Source organism: Cellulomonas sp. McL0606 (assembly GCF_058248365.1).
In genome coordinates this window covers 2,461,735-2,479,277 of record NZ_CM177779.1, presented here as the reverse complement: position 1 = coordinate 2,479,277, position 17,543 = coordinate 2,461,735, and the positions used below count along the sequence as shown (strand labels likewise).

The following is a 17,543-nucleotide window of genomic DNA, read 5'->3' as shown; positions in this document are numbered from 1 at the left end:
TCGTTCATCAGGCAGGATGTACCGCATGGACAGGCAGCAGGAGTTCGTGCTCCGCACAGTCGAGGAGCGGGACATCCGCTTCATCCGCCTCTGGTTCACCGACGTGCTCGGGATCCTCAAGTCGGTGGCGGTGGCCCCGGCGAAGCTCGAGGCCGCGTTCTCCGAGGGGATCGGGTTCGACGGGAGCGCGATCGAGGGCCTGACGCGCGTGTACGAGGCCGACATGATCGCGCGGCCCGACCCGTCGACGTTCCAGGTCCTGCCCTGGCGCGGCGAGCGGCACGGGACCGCGCGGATGTTCTGCGACCTGCTGACGCCCAACGGGGAGCCGTCGCTGGCCGACTCGCGCAACGTGCTCAAGCGGGCGCTGTCGCGGGCCGCCGACCAGGGGTTCACCTTCTACACCCACCCCGAGGTCGAGTTCTACCTCTTCGACGCCCCCGCCGACCCCACCCAGCCGCTGGTGCCGGTCGACCAGGGCGGGTACTTCGACCACGTCCCGCGCGGCACCGCGCACGACTTCCGACGCGCGGCCATCACGATGCTCGAGTCGATGGGCATCTCGGTGGAGTTCTCGCACCACGAGGCCGGGCCGGGTCAGAACGAGATCGACCTGCGCTACGCCGACGCACTGACGACGGCCGACAACATCATGACCTTCCGCACGGTGGTCAAGGAGGTCGCGCTCGAGCAGGGCGTCTTCGCCTCCTTCATGCCCAAGCCGTTGGCCGACCAGCCCGGCTCGGGCATGCACACGCACCTGTCCCTGTTCCAGGGCGACGCCAACGCGTTCCACGAGGCGGGCGGCCACCTCGAGCTGTCCAAGACGGCCAGGTCGTTCATCGCCGGTCTGCTGAGGCACGCCGCCGAGATCACCGCGGTGACCAACCAGTTCGTGAACTCCTACAAGCGGCTGTGGGGCGGAGCCGAGGCGCCGAGCTATGTCTGCTGGGGCCACAACAACCGCTCCGCCCTGGTGCGCGTGCCCATGTACAAGCCCGGCAAGGGCAACTCGAGCCGCATCGAGTACCGCGCGGTCGACTCGGCCACCAACCCGTACCTCGCGTTCGCCGTGCTGCTCAACGCGGGCCTCAAGGGCATCGAGGAGGGCTACGAGCTGCCCGAGGGCGCCGAGGACGACGTCTGGGAGCTCACCGACGCCGAGCGTCGGGCGCTGGGCATCGAGCCGCTGCCCACGTCGCTGGACGCCGCGATCTCGATCATGGAGAAGTCCGAGCTCGTCGCCGAGACGCTCGGTGAGCACGTCTTCGACTACTTCCTGCGCAACAAGCGCCAGGAGTGGGACGCCTACGCCGCGCAGGTCACCCCGTACGAGCTGCGGCGGTTCCTGCCGGTCCTGTGACGGTCTCGTCCTCCGGCCGCGGCTCGACGCTCGCCGGGCGGCTCACGCGCGCGGGGGTCTCGGACGCCGCGCGCGCGGAGCGGATGCTCGCCGACGCCGCGCTGCTGGCCGTCGTCGACGATCCCGCAGAGCTGCTCGTCGGGTCGCTGACCGACGCCGCGGATCCCGACCAGGCCCTGCTGGCCCTGGCCAAGCTGGCCGGTGCCGTCGCCGACGACCGCGGCGTGCTGCGGGCGATCCTGCAGGAGGACGGCGGCGCGCGGGCGCGGCTGCTCGCGGTGGTCGGCGCGTCGATCGCTCTCGGCGACACGCTCGTCGCGCACCCCGAGGCGCTGGAGATCCTCCGGGACGACACCCCGGGCACGGGCGTCGCGGTCGAGGCGGTCCGGGCCGAGCTGCTGGCGGCGGTGGGCGCGGATCCCGACGCAGACGTGCCGGTCGCCGAGCTCGGGGGGGCGGCCGGCATCGACGCGATGCGCAAGGCGTACCGCTTCCGGCTCCTGCGGATAGCGGCCACCGACCTGACCAGCAACGACCCCCTCAGCCGCCTGCCAGGCGTCGCCGCCGCGCTGGCGGATCTCGCCGCGGCGGCACTGGAGGCGTCGCTCGCGATCGCGCGAGCCGACCTGCCCGACCACGGTCTCGGGGTCCGGCTCGCGGTCATCGGCATGGGCAAGTGCGGTGGTCGCGAGCTCAACTACGTCAGCGACGTCGACGTCATCTACGTCGCCGAGCCGGAGGACGGTGTCGACGAGGCCGAGGCCCTGGCCACCGGGGCGCGCCTCGCTGCGGGTCTGGCGCGGGCCTGCTCGACGCCGTCGGTCGAGCCGGGGCTGTGGCCGGTCGACGCCGCGCTGCGGCCCGAGGGCAAGAACGGTCCGCTGGTGCGCACGATCGCGAGCCACAAGGCCTACTACGAGCGCTGGGCCAAGACGTGGGAGTTCCAGGCGCTGCTCAAGGCGCGCCCGCTCGCCGGCGACCGCGCGCTGGGCCAGGAGTACGTCGAGATGACGCAGCCGTTCGTCTGGGGAGCGGTCACCCGCGAGCACTTCGTCGAGGACTCCCAAGCCATGCGGCGCCGGGTCGAGAGCTACGTCCCGGCCGCTGAGGCGGACCGGCAGATCAGCTCGGCGTCGGGGGCCTGCGGGACGTCGAGTTCACCGTGCAGCTCCTCCAGCTGGTGCACGGACGGGCCGACGAGTCCATCCGCAGCCCCAGCACGCTGACCGCGCTCGCCGCCCTGGCCGCGGGTGGGTACGTCGGCCGGTCGCACGCCGCACAGCTCGCCGTCTGCTACCGGCTGATGCGGGCGCTCGAGCACCGCATCCAGCTGCACCGCCTGCGCCGCACGCATCTCATGCCCACGGCGGAGAAAGACCTGCGCCGGCTCGCGCGGTCCGTCGGCATGCGTGCGGAGGGCGCCGACGGGCTGGTCGAGCGGTGGCGGGCCGCCAAGCGTGACGTCCGACGGCTGCACGAGGAGCTTCTACCGCCCGCTCCTGCCGGCGACCGCGCAGCTGTCCACGGAGGAGGCGAGCCTGTCTCCCGACGAGGCCCGCGCCCGGCTGTCGGCGATCGGCTACCTCGACCCGACGGGCGCCATGCGACACATCGCGGCGCTCACCGAGGGTCTGTCGCGGCGCGCGGCGATCCAGCGCCAGCTCCTGCCGGTCATGCTCGGCTGGTTCGCCGATGGCGCCGACCCGGACGGCGGGCTCCTGGCGTTCCGTCGGCTGTCCGACGAGCTGGGTGCGACGCACTGGTACCTCAAGCTGCTCCGTGACTCCGGCACGGCCGCGCGACGCCTGGCGCGGGTGCTCTCGACCAGCCGCTACGTGGCCGATGCGCTGACCCGGTCGCCCGAGTCGGTGACGTGGCTCGCCGACGACGCCGACCTGGAACCGCGCACGTTCGAGCGGCTGACGGCGGAGGCCGACGCGATCCTGACGCGTTCCGACGAGCCGGTGAAGGCCGTCACGGCGCTGCGCGGCCTGCGCCGCCGCGAGCTCGCACGGACCGCGGCGGCGGACGTCACCGGCACGGTCACCGGGACCGCCGCGTCGCACAGCCTGAGCGTCGCGGCGGACATCGTGCTCGTCGGGGCGCTGCGGGTGGCGGAGTGGGAGGCGCGTCGGCAGCGGTCGCTCGACGAGAACCCGACGCAGATGCTCGTGGTGGCCATGGGTCGCTGGGGCGGCCACGAGATGGGCTACTCCTCGGACGCCGACGTGCTGTTCGTGCACGACCCGGTGCCGGGCGCCGACCACGTCCTGGCGCAGGAGTTCGCCCTGTCGGTCACGACGACCCTGCGCACCCTGCTGGGCTCCGTCGGGCCGGAGCCGACCTTGGAGGTCGACGCCGACCTGCGCCCCGAGGGTCGCAACGGGCCGATGGTGCGCTCGTTCGGCTCCTACGCCGAGTACTACGACCGGTGGTCGTCTCCGTGGGAGAGCCAGGCGCTGCTGCGGGCGCGGCCCGTGGCCGGCGATCCGGGGCTGGGGGCGCGTTTCGTCGAGCTGGTCGCGCCGTTGCGGTACCCGGTGGGTGGCGTCGACGCGACCGTCGAGCGGGAGATCCGCCGGATCAAGGCGCGCGTCGAGTCCGAGCGGCTCCCGCGCGGCGTCGAGCCCGCCCGGCACCTCAAGCTCGGGCGTGGCGGGATCTCCGACGTCGAGTGGACGGCGCAGCTGCTCCAGCTCCAGCACGCGCACGAGGTGCCGGGCCTGCGGACCACCGGCACGCTCGAGGCGCTGGCGGCTGCGGCGTCGGCGGCGCTCCTGGACGCCGACGACGCCCGGGTGCTCGCCGAGGCGTGGCAGCTGGCGTCCCGGCTCCGCGACGCGAACGTGCTGTGGACCGGCCGCGGCGGCGCCCACGCCGACCTGCTGCCGCACGATCGCCAGGCGCTGGCGGGTCTCGCGCGGGTCGTCGGCTATCCCGCGGGGTCGGGCGGCGAGCTCGAGCAGGACTATCTGCGGACGGCCCGGCGGGCCCGGACGGTGGTCGAGCGGGTCTTCTACGGCTGACCGGCGCCGTGGCCTCGCGCTCTGACCAGCGGAACTGCCATGCTCGACTCGACACCGTGAACGTCCTGACGAGCAGTTCAACCTTGTGCCTGGAGGGCCCGTGGTCGAGAACACGCCGACGCCTCGCAAGCCGCGGAGCACGTCCGCCGCAGGTCGGACGCCCCGCAGGCCCGCAAAGCCACCGGTCGTCCCGGACGAGGCGACCGAGGAGCCGGTGGTCGAGGAGCCGGTCCTCGACGAGGCCGTCGTGGGGGCGCCGCCGGTCGCCGAGCCCGTCGTCGGAGAACCGTCGCCGAGCATCGCCGACGAGATCTCGGCCGACGAGACCGCAGAGCCGGATGCCGTCGAGCCCGGGGTGGACGGCCCCGACCTGGTCGAGCCCGTCGCGAGCGAGGTTGTCGCGGAAGAGCCTGCCGTCCACGACACCGAACCGATCCTCGTCAGCGAGGTCGCGGACGTCGCCGACGTCGCCGAGGAGACGGACACCCTCAACGACACCGTGCCGATCGTGGTGGCCGTGCCGACAGAGACCGTCTCGGGCGACACCGAGGAGGACCCGGCGGAGCTGATGGCGCGGCTCAAGGCGCTCGAGGCCGAGAATGCCGCCCTGCGCGTCGCCACGGTCAGCGAGCCCGGGGTCGGCCGCAAGCGCAAGCCCGGCCGCACCACGCTGGCCATCGTCCTCATCCTGATCGGCGCCCTGCTCGCCCCCGTCGCGGTGGTGGGCAAGTGGGCCCGCGACCTCGTGGTCGACACCGACGACTACGTGGCCACCGTCGGGCCGATCGTCGACGACCCCGGCGTGCAGGCGGCCGTCACCAACCGGGTCACCACGGCCGTGGTCGACGCGCTGAACCTCGACCAGCTCACGACGCAGGCGACCGACGCGCTGTCGTCGCTCAACCTCCCGCCCCTCGTGTCGACGGGTCTCGCGTCGCTGCAGGGACCGCTGCAGGATGCGATCACTGGGTTCGTGCACAAGCAGGTGGCCAGGGTGGTCACCTCCGACGCCTTCGCCGCGACGTGGAAGCAGGCCAACCGCACGGCCCACGAGCAGATCGTGGCGACCCTGCGTGGTGACCCGGACGCGCTCGCACAGATCAGCAGCAGCGGCGAGCTGGTCATCGACATCACGCCGGTCATCGAGCAGGTCAAGCAGCAGCTCGTCGACGCCGGCTTCACGCTCGCCGGCCGTATCCCCACGATCACCGTGACGTTCCCGGTCGCCTCCAGCTCCGACCTGGTCCGCCTGCAGAACGCCTACCGTCTGATCGACGTCGCGGGCGCCGTCCTGCCGTGGCTCTCGCTCCTCCTGCTCGCCGGCGGTGTCCTCGCGGCACAGCGCCGCTCCCGGGCGCTGGTGATCGCCGGACTGTCGCTCGCGGCGGGGATGGCCGTGCTCGCGGTCGGGCTCGCGATCGGCCGCTGGTTCTACACCAACTCGCTGCCGCCGGCGGTCCAACGGCCCGACGTCGCGGTGACGCTCTACGACCAGTTCATCTCCCTGCTGCGCATCGAGCTGCGGGTCTTCCTCGTGCTCGGCCTGCTCGTGGCGATCATCGCCTTCCTGGCCGGCGGCACGATGGCCGCTCGGTCCGTGCGCGAGACGTCCGGCAAGGGGGTCGCCTGGGCGCGCGGGCTGGGCGACCAGCACGGTGTGGGCACCGGAGCGTTCGGGGTCTGGCTCTACCAGCAGCGGACGCTCATCCGCGTCGTGGTGATCGGCCTCGCGATCCTCGTCCTTGTGCTGGCCGACAACCTCACCGGAAAGGCCGTGCTCACGGTCGCTGTCGTCGCGCTGCTCATCCTGGGCGTGGTGACCCTGCTGGCCCGCCCGCCGCACGAGGAGCCGGTCGCGGAGCCGCTCGCGCTGCCGTGATACCCGCCGCAGGTTCGTGCAGGGCGTCGATGGCGGGCACGGCGGCCGACGACAGGTCCTGCAGGTAGACGAGGTCGACCGGCTCGCCGGCCGCCGAGCCGGGGCGAGTTCCACCGCGGTGCGCCTCATGCCAGGATATGGTGACACCGGAACCGTTGTCAGGATAAGCCGACTGCCGTACCGTTGTCAGGATAAGACGACTACCCGGCACGGTGAGGAGCGCAGCCATGGACGACTCGGAGGTCCGCGCGTGGGCATGGGTCACGCAGCCGACGGACCTCGGCGACTTCCTGCGCGACAGCCGCGTGCGTCGAGGGCTGACCCAGGGTGAGCTGGCCGAGGAGCTGGGGATCTCGCGGCAGTACGTCAACGAGATCGAGCAAGGCAAGCCGAGCCTCTACACCGACCGGCTGTTCGCGCTCCTGCGTGAGCTGGGCATCGTGCTGCGGGCGGAGGAGCGGCCATGAGTCGCGCTCGACGTCTGGCTCTACGGCATCCGCGCCGCGACCGTCAGGCCGAGCGAGCGGGGCGTCGACGTCGAGTGGTCGAAGGACGCCCTCGAGCGCTGGGGTCGCGGCTCGCGCGTCGTCTCCCACCTCCTGCCGCTGGGCACCGACGAGGGCAGCCAGCCGGCGCGGGTGCGGGTGTGGCTCGACGGTCTGCTTCCCGAGGGTCGCGCCCGTGGGGCGATGGCCGAGGAGCACCGCATCGACCCCTTGGACACGCTCGGGATGCTGGCCGTGTACGGCAAGGACACCGCCGGCGCGCTGGTGTTCGTCGATCCGGGCGCTCCCGACCCCGCGACGACCGGGCGCCTCGAACCTGTCAGCTCGGCTCAGATCGCCGCGATGCTGGAGAAGGCGGAACGCCACGGGGTCCGCGACGGCCGTCCCGACTCCTTGACGTCCCTGGCCGGCATGGAGCCCAAGGTCGCACTCGCCAGGACGGCCGATGGCTGGGCCCGGGTGCGCGATGGCGCGGCCTCGACGCACATCCTGAAGCTGTCGCGCCCGGAGGGCTCGCGGACGCACGACCTGATCGACACCGAGTCGGCTGCGTCCGACCTGGCGCACCGCGTCGGCCTGACGACCGTGGACAGCTGGATCGAGTCGTTCGACGGGATGCGTGCCATCGTCGTGTCGCGCTACGACCGTGACGTCCGCGCCGACCACGACGTCAGGCGGATCCACCAGGAAGATCTTGCGCAGGCGCTCGGCCTGAACACCTCGGACGACACCCGCAAGTTCCAGCGCGGCAAGCCGATGCCCTCCTACCGTCACGCGTCCCAGGTGCTCATCGCGGCGGGGCGGCCGGCCGATGCGCTGCTGCAGCTGATGACGTTCACCGTCGTGGTGGGCAACACCGACGCCCACGCGAAGAACCACGCGTTCATCCGCCGGGCCGACGGGGTCCGGGTCGACCTGGCTCCGGCGTACGACGTCTCGATGCACGAGCACACGACCGTGTCCTCGCACCAGCTCGCCATGGACATCGACGGCTCGGACCGCATCGCAGCCGTCACCGCCGGCGAGCTCGTCACCGAGGCGGCCGGCTGGGGGTTGCGCGAGCAGCGCGCCCGGCGGATCGTGCTCGAGACCGTCGAACAGACCTCGGCGGCTCTGGGCGCCATATCCCGCGAGGACCACGTAGGGGTATCCGACGAGGCGTGGGCGCAGGTCGCGCGGCGAACCGGGCTGCTGCTGGACGAGGCGTCGACGTACGCGAGGCCGTTGTCCACGAAGGCGCCGAGTGCCGGCCCGTCGACGAGACACTCGCAGCCACGTGCGATCGACGGTCGATTCGGATCCGGGGATCCGGGGGCGCCGGCGGCGAACGACTAGCCCCCGGCCGCCGACCGCGTCCGGGGTGTCGTCGCGTCCGGCGCGCTGCCATGCTCGCTCGATGGCTGACGAACAGGTGCCTCCGGAATCGCGAGGCGTCACGGTCGAGGTTTTGGGCACCATCGACCTCGGACCGGAGATCGAGGGTCTGCAAGGGCTCCAGCTCCGGACGCGACGCGTGACCATCGAACCGGGAGGCGTGTTCGGCCCCGTCCACGATCACCAGGGTCGTCCGGGGACCGTCTACGTGCTGCGGGGGACGATCACGGACCATCGAGACGGGGTGGCGACCGACTACGGGCCGGGCGCGGGCTGGCCCGAGGACCGGAACACCGTCCACTGGCTCGAGAACAGGGGAGCGGAACCGGCGGTGGAGGTCTCGGTCGACGTCGTCAGGAAGTCCTAGGGCTCGGGTCGCGCGGCGGGCCGGGCGGCTGCTCGACGGGAGACGAGCCGTCGCGCGTCGAGCGGTCGTGGCCGCGTCGGAGATGAGCCCGAGCCGGGTCGATGTCTACCGGCGGGGTCGGACGCGCAGGGTGACGTCGACCGCCGCGGGCCCGGTGACGGCTCCGACGGGCCCCGGCCCGTACCGGTCGTACTTGGCGTGGTAGGCCGCGTCGATGCTGGTGGGGGTGTCGGTGATCTCGGCGTCGAACGTGACGTCCGTGTCGATGCCGCCGGCACGGATCCGTCCGGTACCGACGGTCCGAGCACGGCTGAACCACCCGTTGCCGGGTCCGTGGGCGGATCGCACGTAGATGTCGTCTCCGGCGCGCACGCCCCAGATCGTCACGAAGGGTCGCAGCGTCCCGTCGCTGCGGTAGGAGGTGACCCGCAGCTCGTCGGCATCGCCGATCGCGGACAGCTCGGTGGGGCTCCAGGTGCTCATGCGTCGTCCCTGTCGTCGGCGAAGACCTTCTTCGCGACAGCGATCGCGGACATGGCGCGCGGCCAGCCGGCGTAGAACGCCAGGTGCACGATCGCCTCGACGAGTCGGTCTCGGTCAGGCCGTTGGCCTTCCCGATCCGGAGGTGACTGACGAGCTGCTCGGTCGAGCCGTTGGTGACCAGGGCGGCGACCGTGACGAGGGACCGGTCGCGCCCCGCGCTCGGGGCGTGCCCAGACGTCGCCGAACAGGACGTCGTCGGTGAGCTCGGCGAGCTTGGGGGCGATGTCGCCGACGAGCCGCTGCGCGCCGGTGGGTTCGTGTGTGGTGGTCATGCTCGCTCCTCAGTTGTCCTACTGCTGGCCGGTCACGGCTTCCGCCCAGGTGGTCTCGGAGCCGTCGCGGGCGCCGATGCATCCATGCAACCCGTGATCGACCGGATGAGGGAGTCCCTGTCGTTACAGGTACTCGCAGGACCTCCCACGTCCCACGACGGGTATGCCCCCTGCTACGACGCCACCGAGGTGATGACTTCCGGCTCATCATCGTGACCTGACGTGGGACGACGAGAGGTGGTCGGTGGCCACGACCCCGGAACGAGCACGCGGAGGACCTCTAGCCCCGGATCGACGATGGGCCGAGGTCGGCCCGCGGCGGCACCACGAGCAGGCACGCCCCCGGTTCGGCGAACGGGACGAGCGCGGTCCCGGTCGGGTCGGCTCCGTACTCGGTCAGGACGCCCCGCACGATGCCGAGGTGGACGCCGCAGACCACCTCCGGTTGGCGGTGCGCGGCCTCGAGCAGGGGGCAGCGGGTCAGCCGGACCTCGGACGGCGACTCCGGAGCGGACCGAGGGGCGAATCCCAGGTCGTCGAGGAGCTGCAGGACCTGGTCGCGTGCGGCCTCGGGGGAGCGGGCAGCGCCGTCTCGGTCGCGCGCCATCTCGCGCCCCCACTCCTCCCCGGCGACGACGGCGGTACCGCCGGGCTCGTCGCTCGTGTGCGCGATGGCGGCGGCGAGGGCGGCGGCGAGCCCGGCGTACTCCGAGCCGGTCTGCTGCTCGTCGGTGAGCTCGTACAGCCACGCCGGCCGTCCCCGCCCCACGGGTTCGGCCCCATGGCGGCGTACGAGACCGCGGCGCACGAGCGCGGTCAGGTGCTCCCGGACGGTGTTCTCGTGCAGACCCGTGGCCGTCACCATGCTCGCGAGCGTCACCGGTTCCGGCTGGTCACGCAGTCGTTCCAGGATCGCGGTCCGGGCCGGTGAGAGAGGCCGTCTGGACCCTCCGGCGCGCGGGCCGTACCCCGGGGCGTACCTCGGAGTATTTTCCACGGAGGTAACTGTAGTAAATATGGATCGCCGGCCGCCACCTCGGGGGCCATCGCGGAGGAGCTGCACCCATGGACGCCCTGGTCATCGCTTCAGACAGCGCACAGTCCCGCCCCGGTGGGTGTGGTGACTCCGCCGGGCACAGCTGCGGATGTCACGACGACATCGCGGACGGGCTGCCTGAGCTGGACGCCCGCGCGATCCCGCACGCCATCCGCCACTCGACGATCCTCGGAGCCCTGGGCGGCCTGGCGCCCGGGGACGGTCTTGTCCTCGTCGCACCCCACGACCCGACGCGCCTGCTGGCGCAGCTCGAGGACCGTTTCCCGGGTGCATTCGCGATCGAGTATCTGGAGCAGGGACCCGACGCCTGGCGGCTGGGCCTGGTCCGCGCCGATCGGGCCGGCGGTCATGACTGACTGGTCCCTGTCCATTGGCAAAGGCACCCTGCTCCGCCAGGGTGGGGACCATGGAACGACGACGTCCATGACGACCGAGGCATCGGCACGGCCCGAGACCGCTCGAGCGACGCGGTCCCCGTGGCTGATGCTGGTCCTCGCGATGATCGGGTTCGCGGTCAACTTCTGGGCCTGGGCGTTGCTCAGCCCGCTCGGCCCGCTCTTCCGCGACCAGGGGACGCTCGGCACTCTGAGCGAGTCGGACGTGGCGCTGATGGTCGCCGTGCCTGTCGTCGTCGGCTCGTTGGGCCGGATCGTGGTGGGTGCGCTCACCGACAAGCTGGGCGGCCGAGTGATGTTCCCGGTCGTCTCGCTGGCGACGATCGTCCCGGTCCTGTTCCTCGCGTTCTTCGCGCTGGACTCCTACGGCTTGATCCTGGTGGGCGGGTTCCTGCTCGGCATCGGTGGCACGGCGTTCGCGGTCGGCGTTCCCTTCGTGAACGCGTGGTTCCCGCCGGACAAACGCGGGCTGGCCATCGGCATCTTCGGCGTGGGTATGGGTGGCACCGCGATCAGCGCGCTCACGACGGTCAAGCTGTACTCGAACGTGGGGCAGAGAGCCTCCGTTCCTGCTGACGACGGTGGTGCTCGCGGTGTACGCCGCGGTCGCGTGGTGGCTGCTGCGCGATGCCCCGGGCCGGGTCGTGCCGACGACGCCGTTGGTGCCCCGCCTCGTCGCCAATGCCAAGCTCCCGATCACCTGGCAGGCCTGCATCTTGTACGCGGTGGCCTTCGGGGGTTACGTGGCCTTCTCGGTCTACCTCCCGGCCTACCTCAAGACCGCTCACCATCTGACCGCAGCGGACGCCGCCAACCGGATGGCGGGCTTCGTCGTGGTCGCGGTGATCATGCGTCCTGTCGGCGGCTGGCTCTCCGACCGGATCGGCGCGATCCCCGTGCTCTCCGGCGGGTTTGCCGTCGTGGTCGTGGGCGCCGCGATCTCGGCCGGTACGCCGCCGCTGAACGGCGTGGGCACCGCCGCGTTCCTCGCCATGGCGGCCGCCCTCGGATCGGGCAGCGGCGCGACCTTCGCGCTGATCGCGAGGGTCACCGAACCGTCGCGCGTCGGTGGGGTCACCGGGCTCGTCGGCGCGGCGGGCGGACTGGGTGGGTTCGTGCCGCCGCTGATCATGGGCTACGTCTACGGACGGACGGAGTCCTACGGCATCGGGCTGTGGCTCCTGTCCGTCACCGCGGCGCTGACCCTCGTGCTCACTCTCACCGTGGTCCGTGCCACGGCTCAGGCCTACGACCGTTCCGACGAGAACAGGACGACGCCGTGACCCAGAAGCCGGGCCTGGACGGAGCCATCAGCGACGCGCTCGTGAGCACTCGCCGTTACTTCACCAAGGGCACGGTCTCGGGCGACCTGCGGACCCTGACCAAGTCGGGGGGCCGGCAGGCCGACGACTTCTACCGCGACCGGTGGAGCCACGACAAGGTGGTCCGCTCCACCCACGGTGTGAACTGCACCGGGTCCTGCTCCTGGAAGGTGTACGTCAAGGACGGGATCATCACCTGGGAGACCCAGCAGACCGACTACCCGTCGGTCGGCCCGGACAAGCCGGAGTACGAGCCTCGTGGCTGCCCGCGAGGCGCGGCGTTCTCCTGGTACACATACTCACCGACGCGGGTGCGGTACCCGTACGTCCGTGGCGTGCTGCTGCAGATGTACCGCGCCGCGAAGGCCCAGTACGACGGCGACCCGGTCAAGGCGTGGGCGCACATCGTCGACAACCCGCAGCGCGCGAGGGCCTACAAGTCCGCCCGCGGAAAGGGCGGCCTGGTCCGCGCCACGTGGGAGGAGGCCACCGAGATGGTGGCCGCCGCCTACGTCCACACGATCCAGAAGTGGGGACCCGACCGGGTGGCCGGCTTCTCGCCGATCCCGGCGATGTCGATGGTGTCGCACGCCTCTGGGGCCCGGTTCACGTCGCTCATCGGCGGCTCGATGCTCTCGTTCTACGACTGGTACGCCGACCTTCCGGTCGCCTCGCCGCAGGTGTTCGGGGACCAGACCGACGTGCCCGAGTCGGGGGACTGGTGGGACGCCGGCTACCTCATCATGTGGGGCTCCAACGTCCCGGTCACCCGCACGCCCGACGCGCACTGGATGACCGAGGCGCGGTACCGCGGCCAGAAGGTCGTCGTCGTCTCGCCCGACTACGCGGACAACGTGAAGTTCGCCGACGAGTGGCTCGCCATCAAGCCCGGCACCGACGGAGCCCTGGCGATGGCGATGGGCCACGTGCTGCTCAAGGAGTTCTTCGTCGACCGGGCGACGCCCTACTTCGTCGACTACACGAAGAAGTACACGGACCTGCCCTACCTCGTCGCCCTCGACGAGGTGGGCGACAGCGGCAAGTACCGGGCCGGGAAGTTCCTGACGGCCGCCGACCTGCCCGAGCACGCAGGCGTCGAGAACGCGCACTTCAAGACGGTACTCATCGACGCCACGAGCGGTGCGCCCGTGGTGCCGGACGGCTCGCTCGGCCACCGTTTCGGTGAGGCCGGGCTGGGCCACTGGAACCTCGACCTGGGCGACGTCGACCCGCTGCTCACGCTGCACGACGGTGCCGCCGAGTCCGTGTTCGTCGAGCTGCCGCGGTTCGACAACGTCGACGGGACACCAGGCTCGCTGCCGCGCGGGATACCCGTCCGCCGGGTCGCGGGCCACCTGGTCACGACCGTCTTCGACCTGATGCTCGCCCAGTACGGCGTCGGCCGCGACGGGCTCGAGGGCGACTACGCGACGGGTTACGACGACGCGACGGCTCCGTACACACCGGCGTGGCAAGAGGTCATCACCGGCGTCCCGGCCGCGGCCGCGACCCGGATCGCGCGCGAGTTCGCGGCAAACGCCGAGGAGTCGAAGGGCCGCTCGATGATCCTGATGGGGGCGGGCACCAACCACTGGTTCCACTCCGACACGATCTACCGTGCCTTCCTGGGTCTCACCACGCTGACCGGCTGCCAGGGCGTCAACGGCGGGGGATGGGCGCACTACGTCGGTCAGGAGAAGTGTCGCCCGGTCACCGGCTGGGCCCAGCTGGCGTTCGGCCTGGACTGGAAGCGCCCTCCGCGCCAGATGATCCACACCGCCTACTGGTACCTGCACACGAACCAGTTCCGGTACGACACGTTCTCCGCCGACACGGTCTCGGCCGCGACCGGCACCGGCAAGCTGGCCGGGCTGAGCACCGCGGACGTGATCGCCAAGAGCGCCCGCATGGGCTGGATGCCGTCGTACCCGACGTTCAACCGCAACCCGCTCGACGTCGCCGACGAGGCCGCGGCGGCCGGCCGGTCGGTGGGTGAGCACGTGGTCGACCAGCTGAAGTCGGGCGGTCTGCGGTTCGCCGCCGAAGACCCGGACTCGCCTGAGAACTTCCCACGGGTGCTCGCGATCTGGCGAGCCAACCTGCTCGGGTCGTCCGGGAAGGGCAACGAGTACTTCCTCAAGCATCTGCTGGGCACCGACAACTCGCTGCGCGCAACCGAGGCCGGCGAGAGCCAGCGACCGCGGGACGTCGACTGGCACGAGGAGGCTCCCGAGGGAAAGCTCGATCTGCTCCTCACGCTGGACTTCCGGCAGACGAGCACCACGATCTTCTCCGACGTCGTCCTGCCGGCCGCGACCTGGTACGAGAAGCACGACCTCAACACGACCGACATGCACCCGTTCATCCACTCGTTCAACCCCGCGATCGCCCCGCCGTGGCAGACCCGGACCGACTGGGACGCGTGGCAGACCATCGCGACCAAGTTCTCCCAGCTCGCCGCCGGTCGGCTGGACACGCGTCGCGACGTCGTTGCGGTACCCCTGCTGCACGACACCCCGGACGCGATGGCCAACCCGCACGGTGTCGTGAAGGACTGGAAAGCTCGGCGAGTGCGAACCGATCCCTGGCGTCACGATGCCGAAGATCGTGGAGGTCGAACGCGACTTCACCGCGGTGGGCGCGCAGATGCAGGCCCTCGGCCCGCTGCTCGACACGCTCGGCACGACGACCAAGGGCGTGACCTACGACGTGGTCGCCTCGATCGACTACCTGCGCGCCAAGAACGGCGCGGTCCGCGGGGGCCCGGCCGACGGGCGACCGTCGCTCAAGCGCGACGTGCACGCCTGCGAGGCGATCCTCGCGCTGTCCGGGACCACCAACGGTCACCTGGCCACGCAGGGCTTCAAGACGCTCGAGAAGCGCACCGGCACGCTCCTGCACGACCTCGCCGCGGAGCACGAGGGCAAGCAGATCACCTTCGCCGACACCCAGGCTGCCCCGGTGCCCGTGATCACGTCGCCGGAGTGGTCCGGCTCGGAGACGGGTGGCCGCCGGTACTCGCCGTTCACCATCAACGTCGAGCGGCTCAAGCCGTGGCACACGCTGACGGGACGGCAGCACTTCTACCTCGACCACGACTGGATGACCGAGCTCGGCGAGGGGCTGCCGGTCTACCGGCCACCGCTCAACATGGGTGCGTTGTTCTCGGAGCCCGACATCGGGACGGTCGGGGAGACGATGGGCGAGCGCCAGCGTGACGGTGCGGTACCTGACGCCGCACAACAAGTGGTCGATCCACTCCGAGTACCAGGACAACCTGTTCATGCTCTCGCTTTCCCGCGGCGGTCAGACGATCTGGATGAGCGACAAGGACGCCGCCAAGGTCGGCGTCGAGGACAACGACTGGATCGAGGCCGTCAACCGCAACGGCGTCGTCGTGGCCCGCGCGATCGTGTCGCACCGGATGCCGGAAGGCACGGTCTACATGCACCATGCCCAGGACCGGCTCATCGACGTCCCGCTCGCCGAGACCTCGGGCAAGCGCGGCGGCATCCACAACTCGCTCACCCGGATCCTGGTCAAGCCCAGCCACGTCATCGGCGGGTACGCGCAGCTGTCCTTCGCGTTCAACTACCTCGGCCCCACGGGCAACCAGCGCGACGAGGTCACCGTCATCCGCCGGCGCAGCCAAGACGTGCAGTACTGAGAATGGAGTACTGACGATGAAGGTCATGGCGCAGATGGCGATGGTCATGAACCTCGACAAGTGCATCGGGTGCCACACGTGCTCGGTCACCTGCAAGCAGGCGTGGACCAACCGCACCGGGACCGAGTACGTCTGGTTCAACAACGTCGAGACCCGGCCGGGGCAGGGCTACCCGCGCCGCTACGAGGACCAGGAGCAGTGGGAGGGCGGCTGGGTGCTCAACCGCCGCGGCCGCCTCAAGCTCAAGGCCGGCGGCCGGCTGAAGAAGCTCGCGACGATCTTCTCCAACCCGAAGATGCCGTCGATCCAGGACTACTACGAGCCATGGACGTACGACTACGCGACGCTCACCGACGCGCCGGCCCAGGAGCACACACCGGTCGCGCGGCCGAAGTCGCTGCTCACGGGCAAGGACATGAAGATCGAGTGGTCGTCGAACTGGGACGACGACCTCGGCGGCTCCGCAGCGACCGAGAAGTACGACCCCATGCTCGCGAAGATCGCCGAGAAGGTGAAGTTCGAGTTCGAGCAGACGTTCATGTTCTACCTCCCGCGCATCTGTGAGCACTGCCTGAACCCCGCGTGCGCGGCGTCGTGCCCCAGCGGCGCGATCTACAAGCGGGCCGAGGACGGCATCGTGCTCGTCGACCAGGACCGCTGCCGCGGCTGGAGGATGTGCGTCTCGGGCTGCCCGTACAAGAAGGTCTACTTCAACCACAAGACGGGCAAGGCCGAGAAGTGCACGTTCTGCTTCCCGCGCATCGAGGTCGGGCTGCCGACTGTCTGCTCGGAGACGTGCGTCGGCCGGCTGCGCTACATCGGCCTGATCCTGTACGACGCCGACCGCGTGCTGGAGGCCGCGTCGGTGCAGGACGAGCACGCCCTCTACGAGGCCCAGCGCTCGGTGCTCCTCGATCCGAACGACCCTGACGTGATCCGCGCCGCCGAGCGCGACGGCATCCCGCGCGACTGGGTCGACGCGGCGCAGCGCTCCCCGATCCACGCCCTGATCAACACGTACAAGGTGGCGCTCCCGCTGCACCCCGAGTACCGCACGATGCCGATGGTCTGGTACATCCCGCCGCTCTCGCCGGTCATCGACGTGGTCCGGGACACGGGTGAGGACGCCGAGGACACGGGCAACCTGTTCGCGGCCATAGACGCGTTGCGGATCCCGATCGAGTACCTCGCCGAGCTGTTCACCGCAGGCGACGTGGCTCCGGTCGACGGGGTGCTCAAGAAGCTCGCCGCGATGCGGTCCTACATGCGTGACATCAACATGGGCCGCGACCCGAACCCCGCCATCCCTGCCGCCGTCGGCATGACCGAGCAGGAGATGTACGACATGTACCGCCTGCTTGCGATCGCCAAGTACGACGAGCGCTACGTGATCCCGCCCGCGCACGCCGAGCAGGCCCACTCTCTGGAGGAGATCGCCACCGAGTGCTCGGTCTCGCAGTACGGCGGCGGGAACCCGGAGATCTTCGGCGAAGGGTCCGGGTCGCAGACGCCGTTGGCCGTCGAGAACTTTCGGATGTTGCAGGAACGGCAGACCTCGGACACGGTGCCGTCGCCCGGCGCCTCCCGAGTCAATCTCCTCAACTGGGACGGCAAGGGCGCTCCGAGCGGGCTGTTCCCGACCAAGCCCGCCGACGAGGAGGACCAGCCATGATCGGCACGGCCCGCGCGCGTCGCGACGCCGCGCTCACCGCCGAACAGCTCACGCTCGCCTGGCAGTCGGCCTCCCTGCTGCTCGGCTACCCCGACCAGGA

Annotated in this window: 10 protein-coding genes and 3 pseudogenes; 11 read left to right on the top strand and 2 right to left on the bottom strand. The window is 70.9% G+C overall.

Going from position 1 to position 17,543, the window contains the following annotated elements; genetic code table 11:
• Positions 1 to 25 precede the first annotated feature (25 nt).
• The 6 genes and pseudogenes from AC38ZX_RS12640 to AC38ZX_RS12615 all read left to right on the top strand — a co-directional run bounded on the left by AC38ZX_RS12640 (position 26) and on the right by AC38ZX_RS12615 (position 8,515).
• Positions 26 to 1,363, top strand: a complete 1,338-nt coding sequence (locus AC38ZX_RS12640) for a glutamine synthetase family protein (protein ID WP_491294581.1) — start codon at positions 26 to 28, stop codon at positions 1,361 to 1,363.
• A pseudogene (locus AC38ZX_RS12635) lies at positions 1,360 to 4,389 on the top strand (bifunctional [glutamine synthetase] adenylyltransferase/[glutamine synthetase]-adenylyl-L-tyrosine phosphorylase). The gene AC38ZX_RS12640 and the pseudogene AC38ZX_RS12635 overlap by 4 nt, the downstream one beginning before the upstream one ends.
• Before the next feature lie 100 nt (positions 4,390 to 4,489).
• On the top strand, positions 4,490 to 6,268 hold the full coding sequence (locus tag AC38ZX_RS12630; protein WP_491294579.1) for a hypothetical protein: 1,779 nt from the start codon (positions 4,490 to 4,492) through the stop codon (positions 6,266 to 6,268).
• 227 nt (positions 6,269 to 6,495) lie between these two features.
• Positions 6,496 to 6,735 (top strand): helix-turn-helix domain-containing protein, encoded by a 240-nt coding sequence (locus AC38ZX_RS12625; RefSeq protein ID WP_426592294.1) that lies wholly within the window; start codon positions 6,496 to 6,498, stop codon positions 6,733 to 6,735.
• A 27-nt stretch (positions 6,736 to 6,762) separates the two neighbouring features.
• Positions 6,763 to 8,109, top strand: a complete 1,347-nt coding sequence (locus tag AC38ZX_RS12620; RefSeq protein WP_491297407.1) for a HipA domain-containing protein — start codon at positions 6,763 to 6,765, stop codon at positions 8,107 to 8,109.
• Positions 8,110 to 8,170: 61 nt separating this feature from the next.
• Positions 8,171 to 8,515, top strand: coding sequence for a cupin domain-containing protein (locus AC38ZX_RS12615; protein ID WP_491294577.1), 345 nt, complete (start codon positions 8,171 to 8,173; stop codon positions 8,513 to 8,515).
• 105 nt (positions 8,516 to 8,620) lie between these two features.
• Here the strand turns inward: AC38ZX_RS12615 and AC38ZX_RS12610 are convergent, their stop codons facing one another.
• Together AC38ZX_RS12610 and AC38ZX_RS12605 are read right to left on the bottom strand one after the other, a co-directional pair.
• Complete coding sequence (locus AC38ZX_RS12610) at positions 8,621 to 8,998, bottom strand: DUF2255 family protein (protein WP_491294575.1); 378 nt, start codon at positions 8,996 to 8,998, stop codon at positions 8,621 to 8,623.
• A 612-nt stretch (positions 8,999 to 9,610) separates the two neighbouring features.
• Positions 9,611 to 10,210 carry a helix-turn-helix transcriptional regulator gene (locus AC38ZX_RS12605; protein WP_491294572.1) on the bottom strand — a complete coding sequence of 200 codons (600 nt, stop codon included), beginning with the start codon at positions 10,208 to 10,210 and terminating at the stop codon, positions 9,611 to 9,613.
• A 185-nt stretch (positions 10,211 to 10,395) separates the two neighbouring features.
• On the opposite strand from AC38ZX_RS12605, the gene AC38ZX_RS12600 reads away from it, so the two are divergent.
• The 5 genes and pseudogenes from AC38ZX_RS12600 (at position 10,396) to narH (ending at position 17,443) form a co-directional block, all read left to right on the top strand.
• Positions 10,396 to 10,743 carry a DUF2249 domain-containing protein gene (locus AC38ZX_RS12600; RefSeq protein WP_491294569.1) on the top strand — a complete coding sequence of 116 codons (348 nt, stop codon included), beginning with the start codon at positions 10,396 to 10,398 and terminating at the stop codon, positions 10,741 to 10,743.
• Positions 10,736 to 11,275 (top strand): annotated as a pseudogene (locus AC38ZX_RS12595) (MFS transporter); the annotation flags it as partial. The gene AC38ZX_RS12600 and the pseudogene AC38ZX_RS12595, both read left to right, overlap by 8 nt.
• Before the next feature lie 91 nt (positions 11,276 to 11,366).
• A complete protein-coding gene (locus tag AC38ZX_RS12590; protein WP_491297405.1) occupies positions 11,367 to 12,065 on the top strand; it encodes an MFS transporter in 699 nt (232 codons plus the stop codon).
• Positions 12,062 to 15,771, top strand: a pseudogene (locus AC38ZX_RS12585) (nitrate reductase subunit alpha). Before AC38ZX_RS12590 ends, AC38ZX_RS12585 begins: the two are co-directional and overlap by 4 nt.
• Before the next feature lie 16 nt (positions 15,772 to 15,787).
• A complete protein-coding gene (gene narH, locus AC38ZX_RS12580) occupies positions 15,788 to 17,443 on the top strand; it encodes a nitrate reductase subunit beta (protein WP_491294567.1) in 1,656 nt (551 codons plus the stop codon).
• Positions 17,444 to 17,543 lie beyond the last annotated feature (100 nt).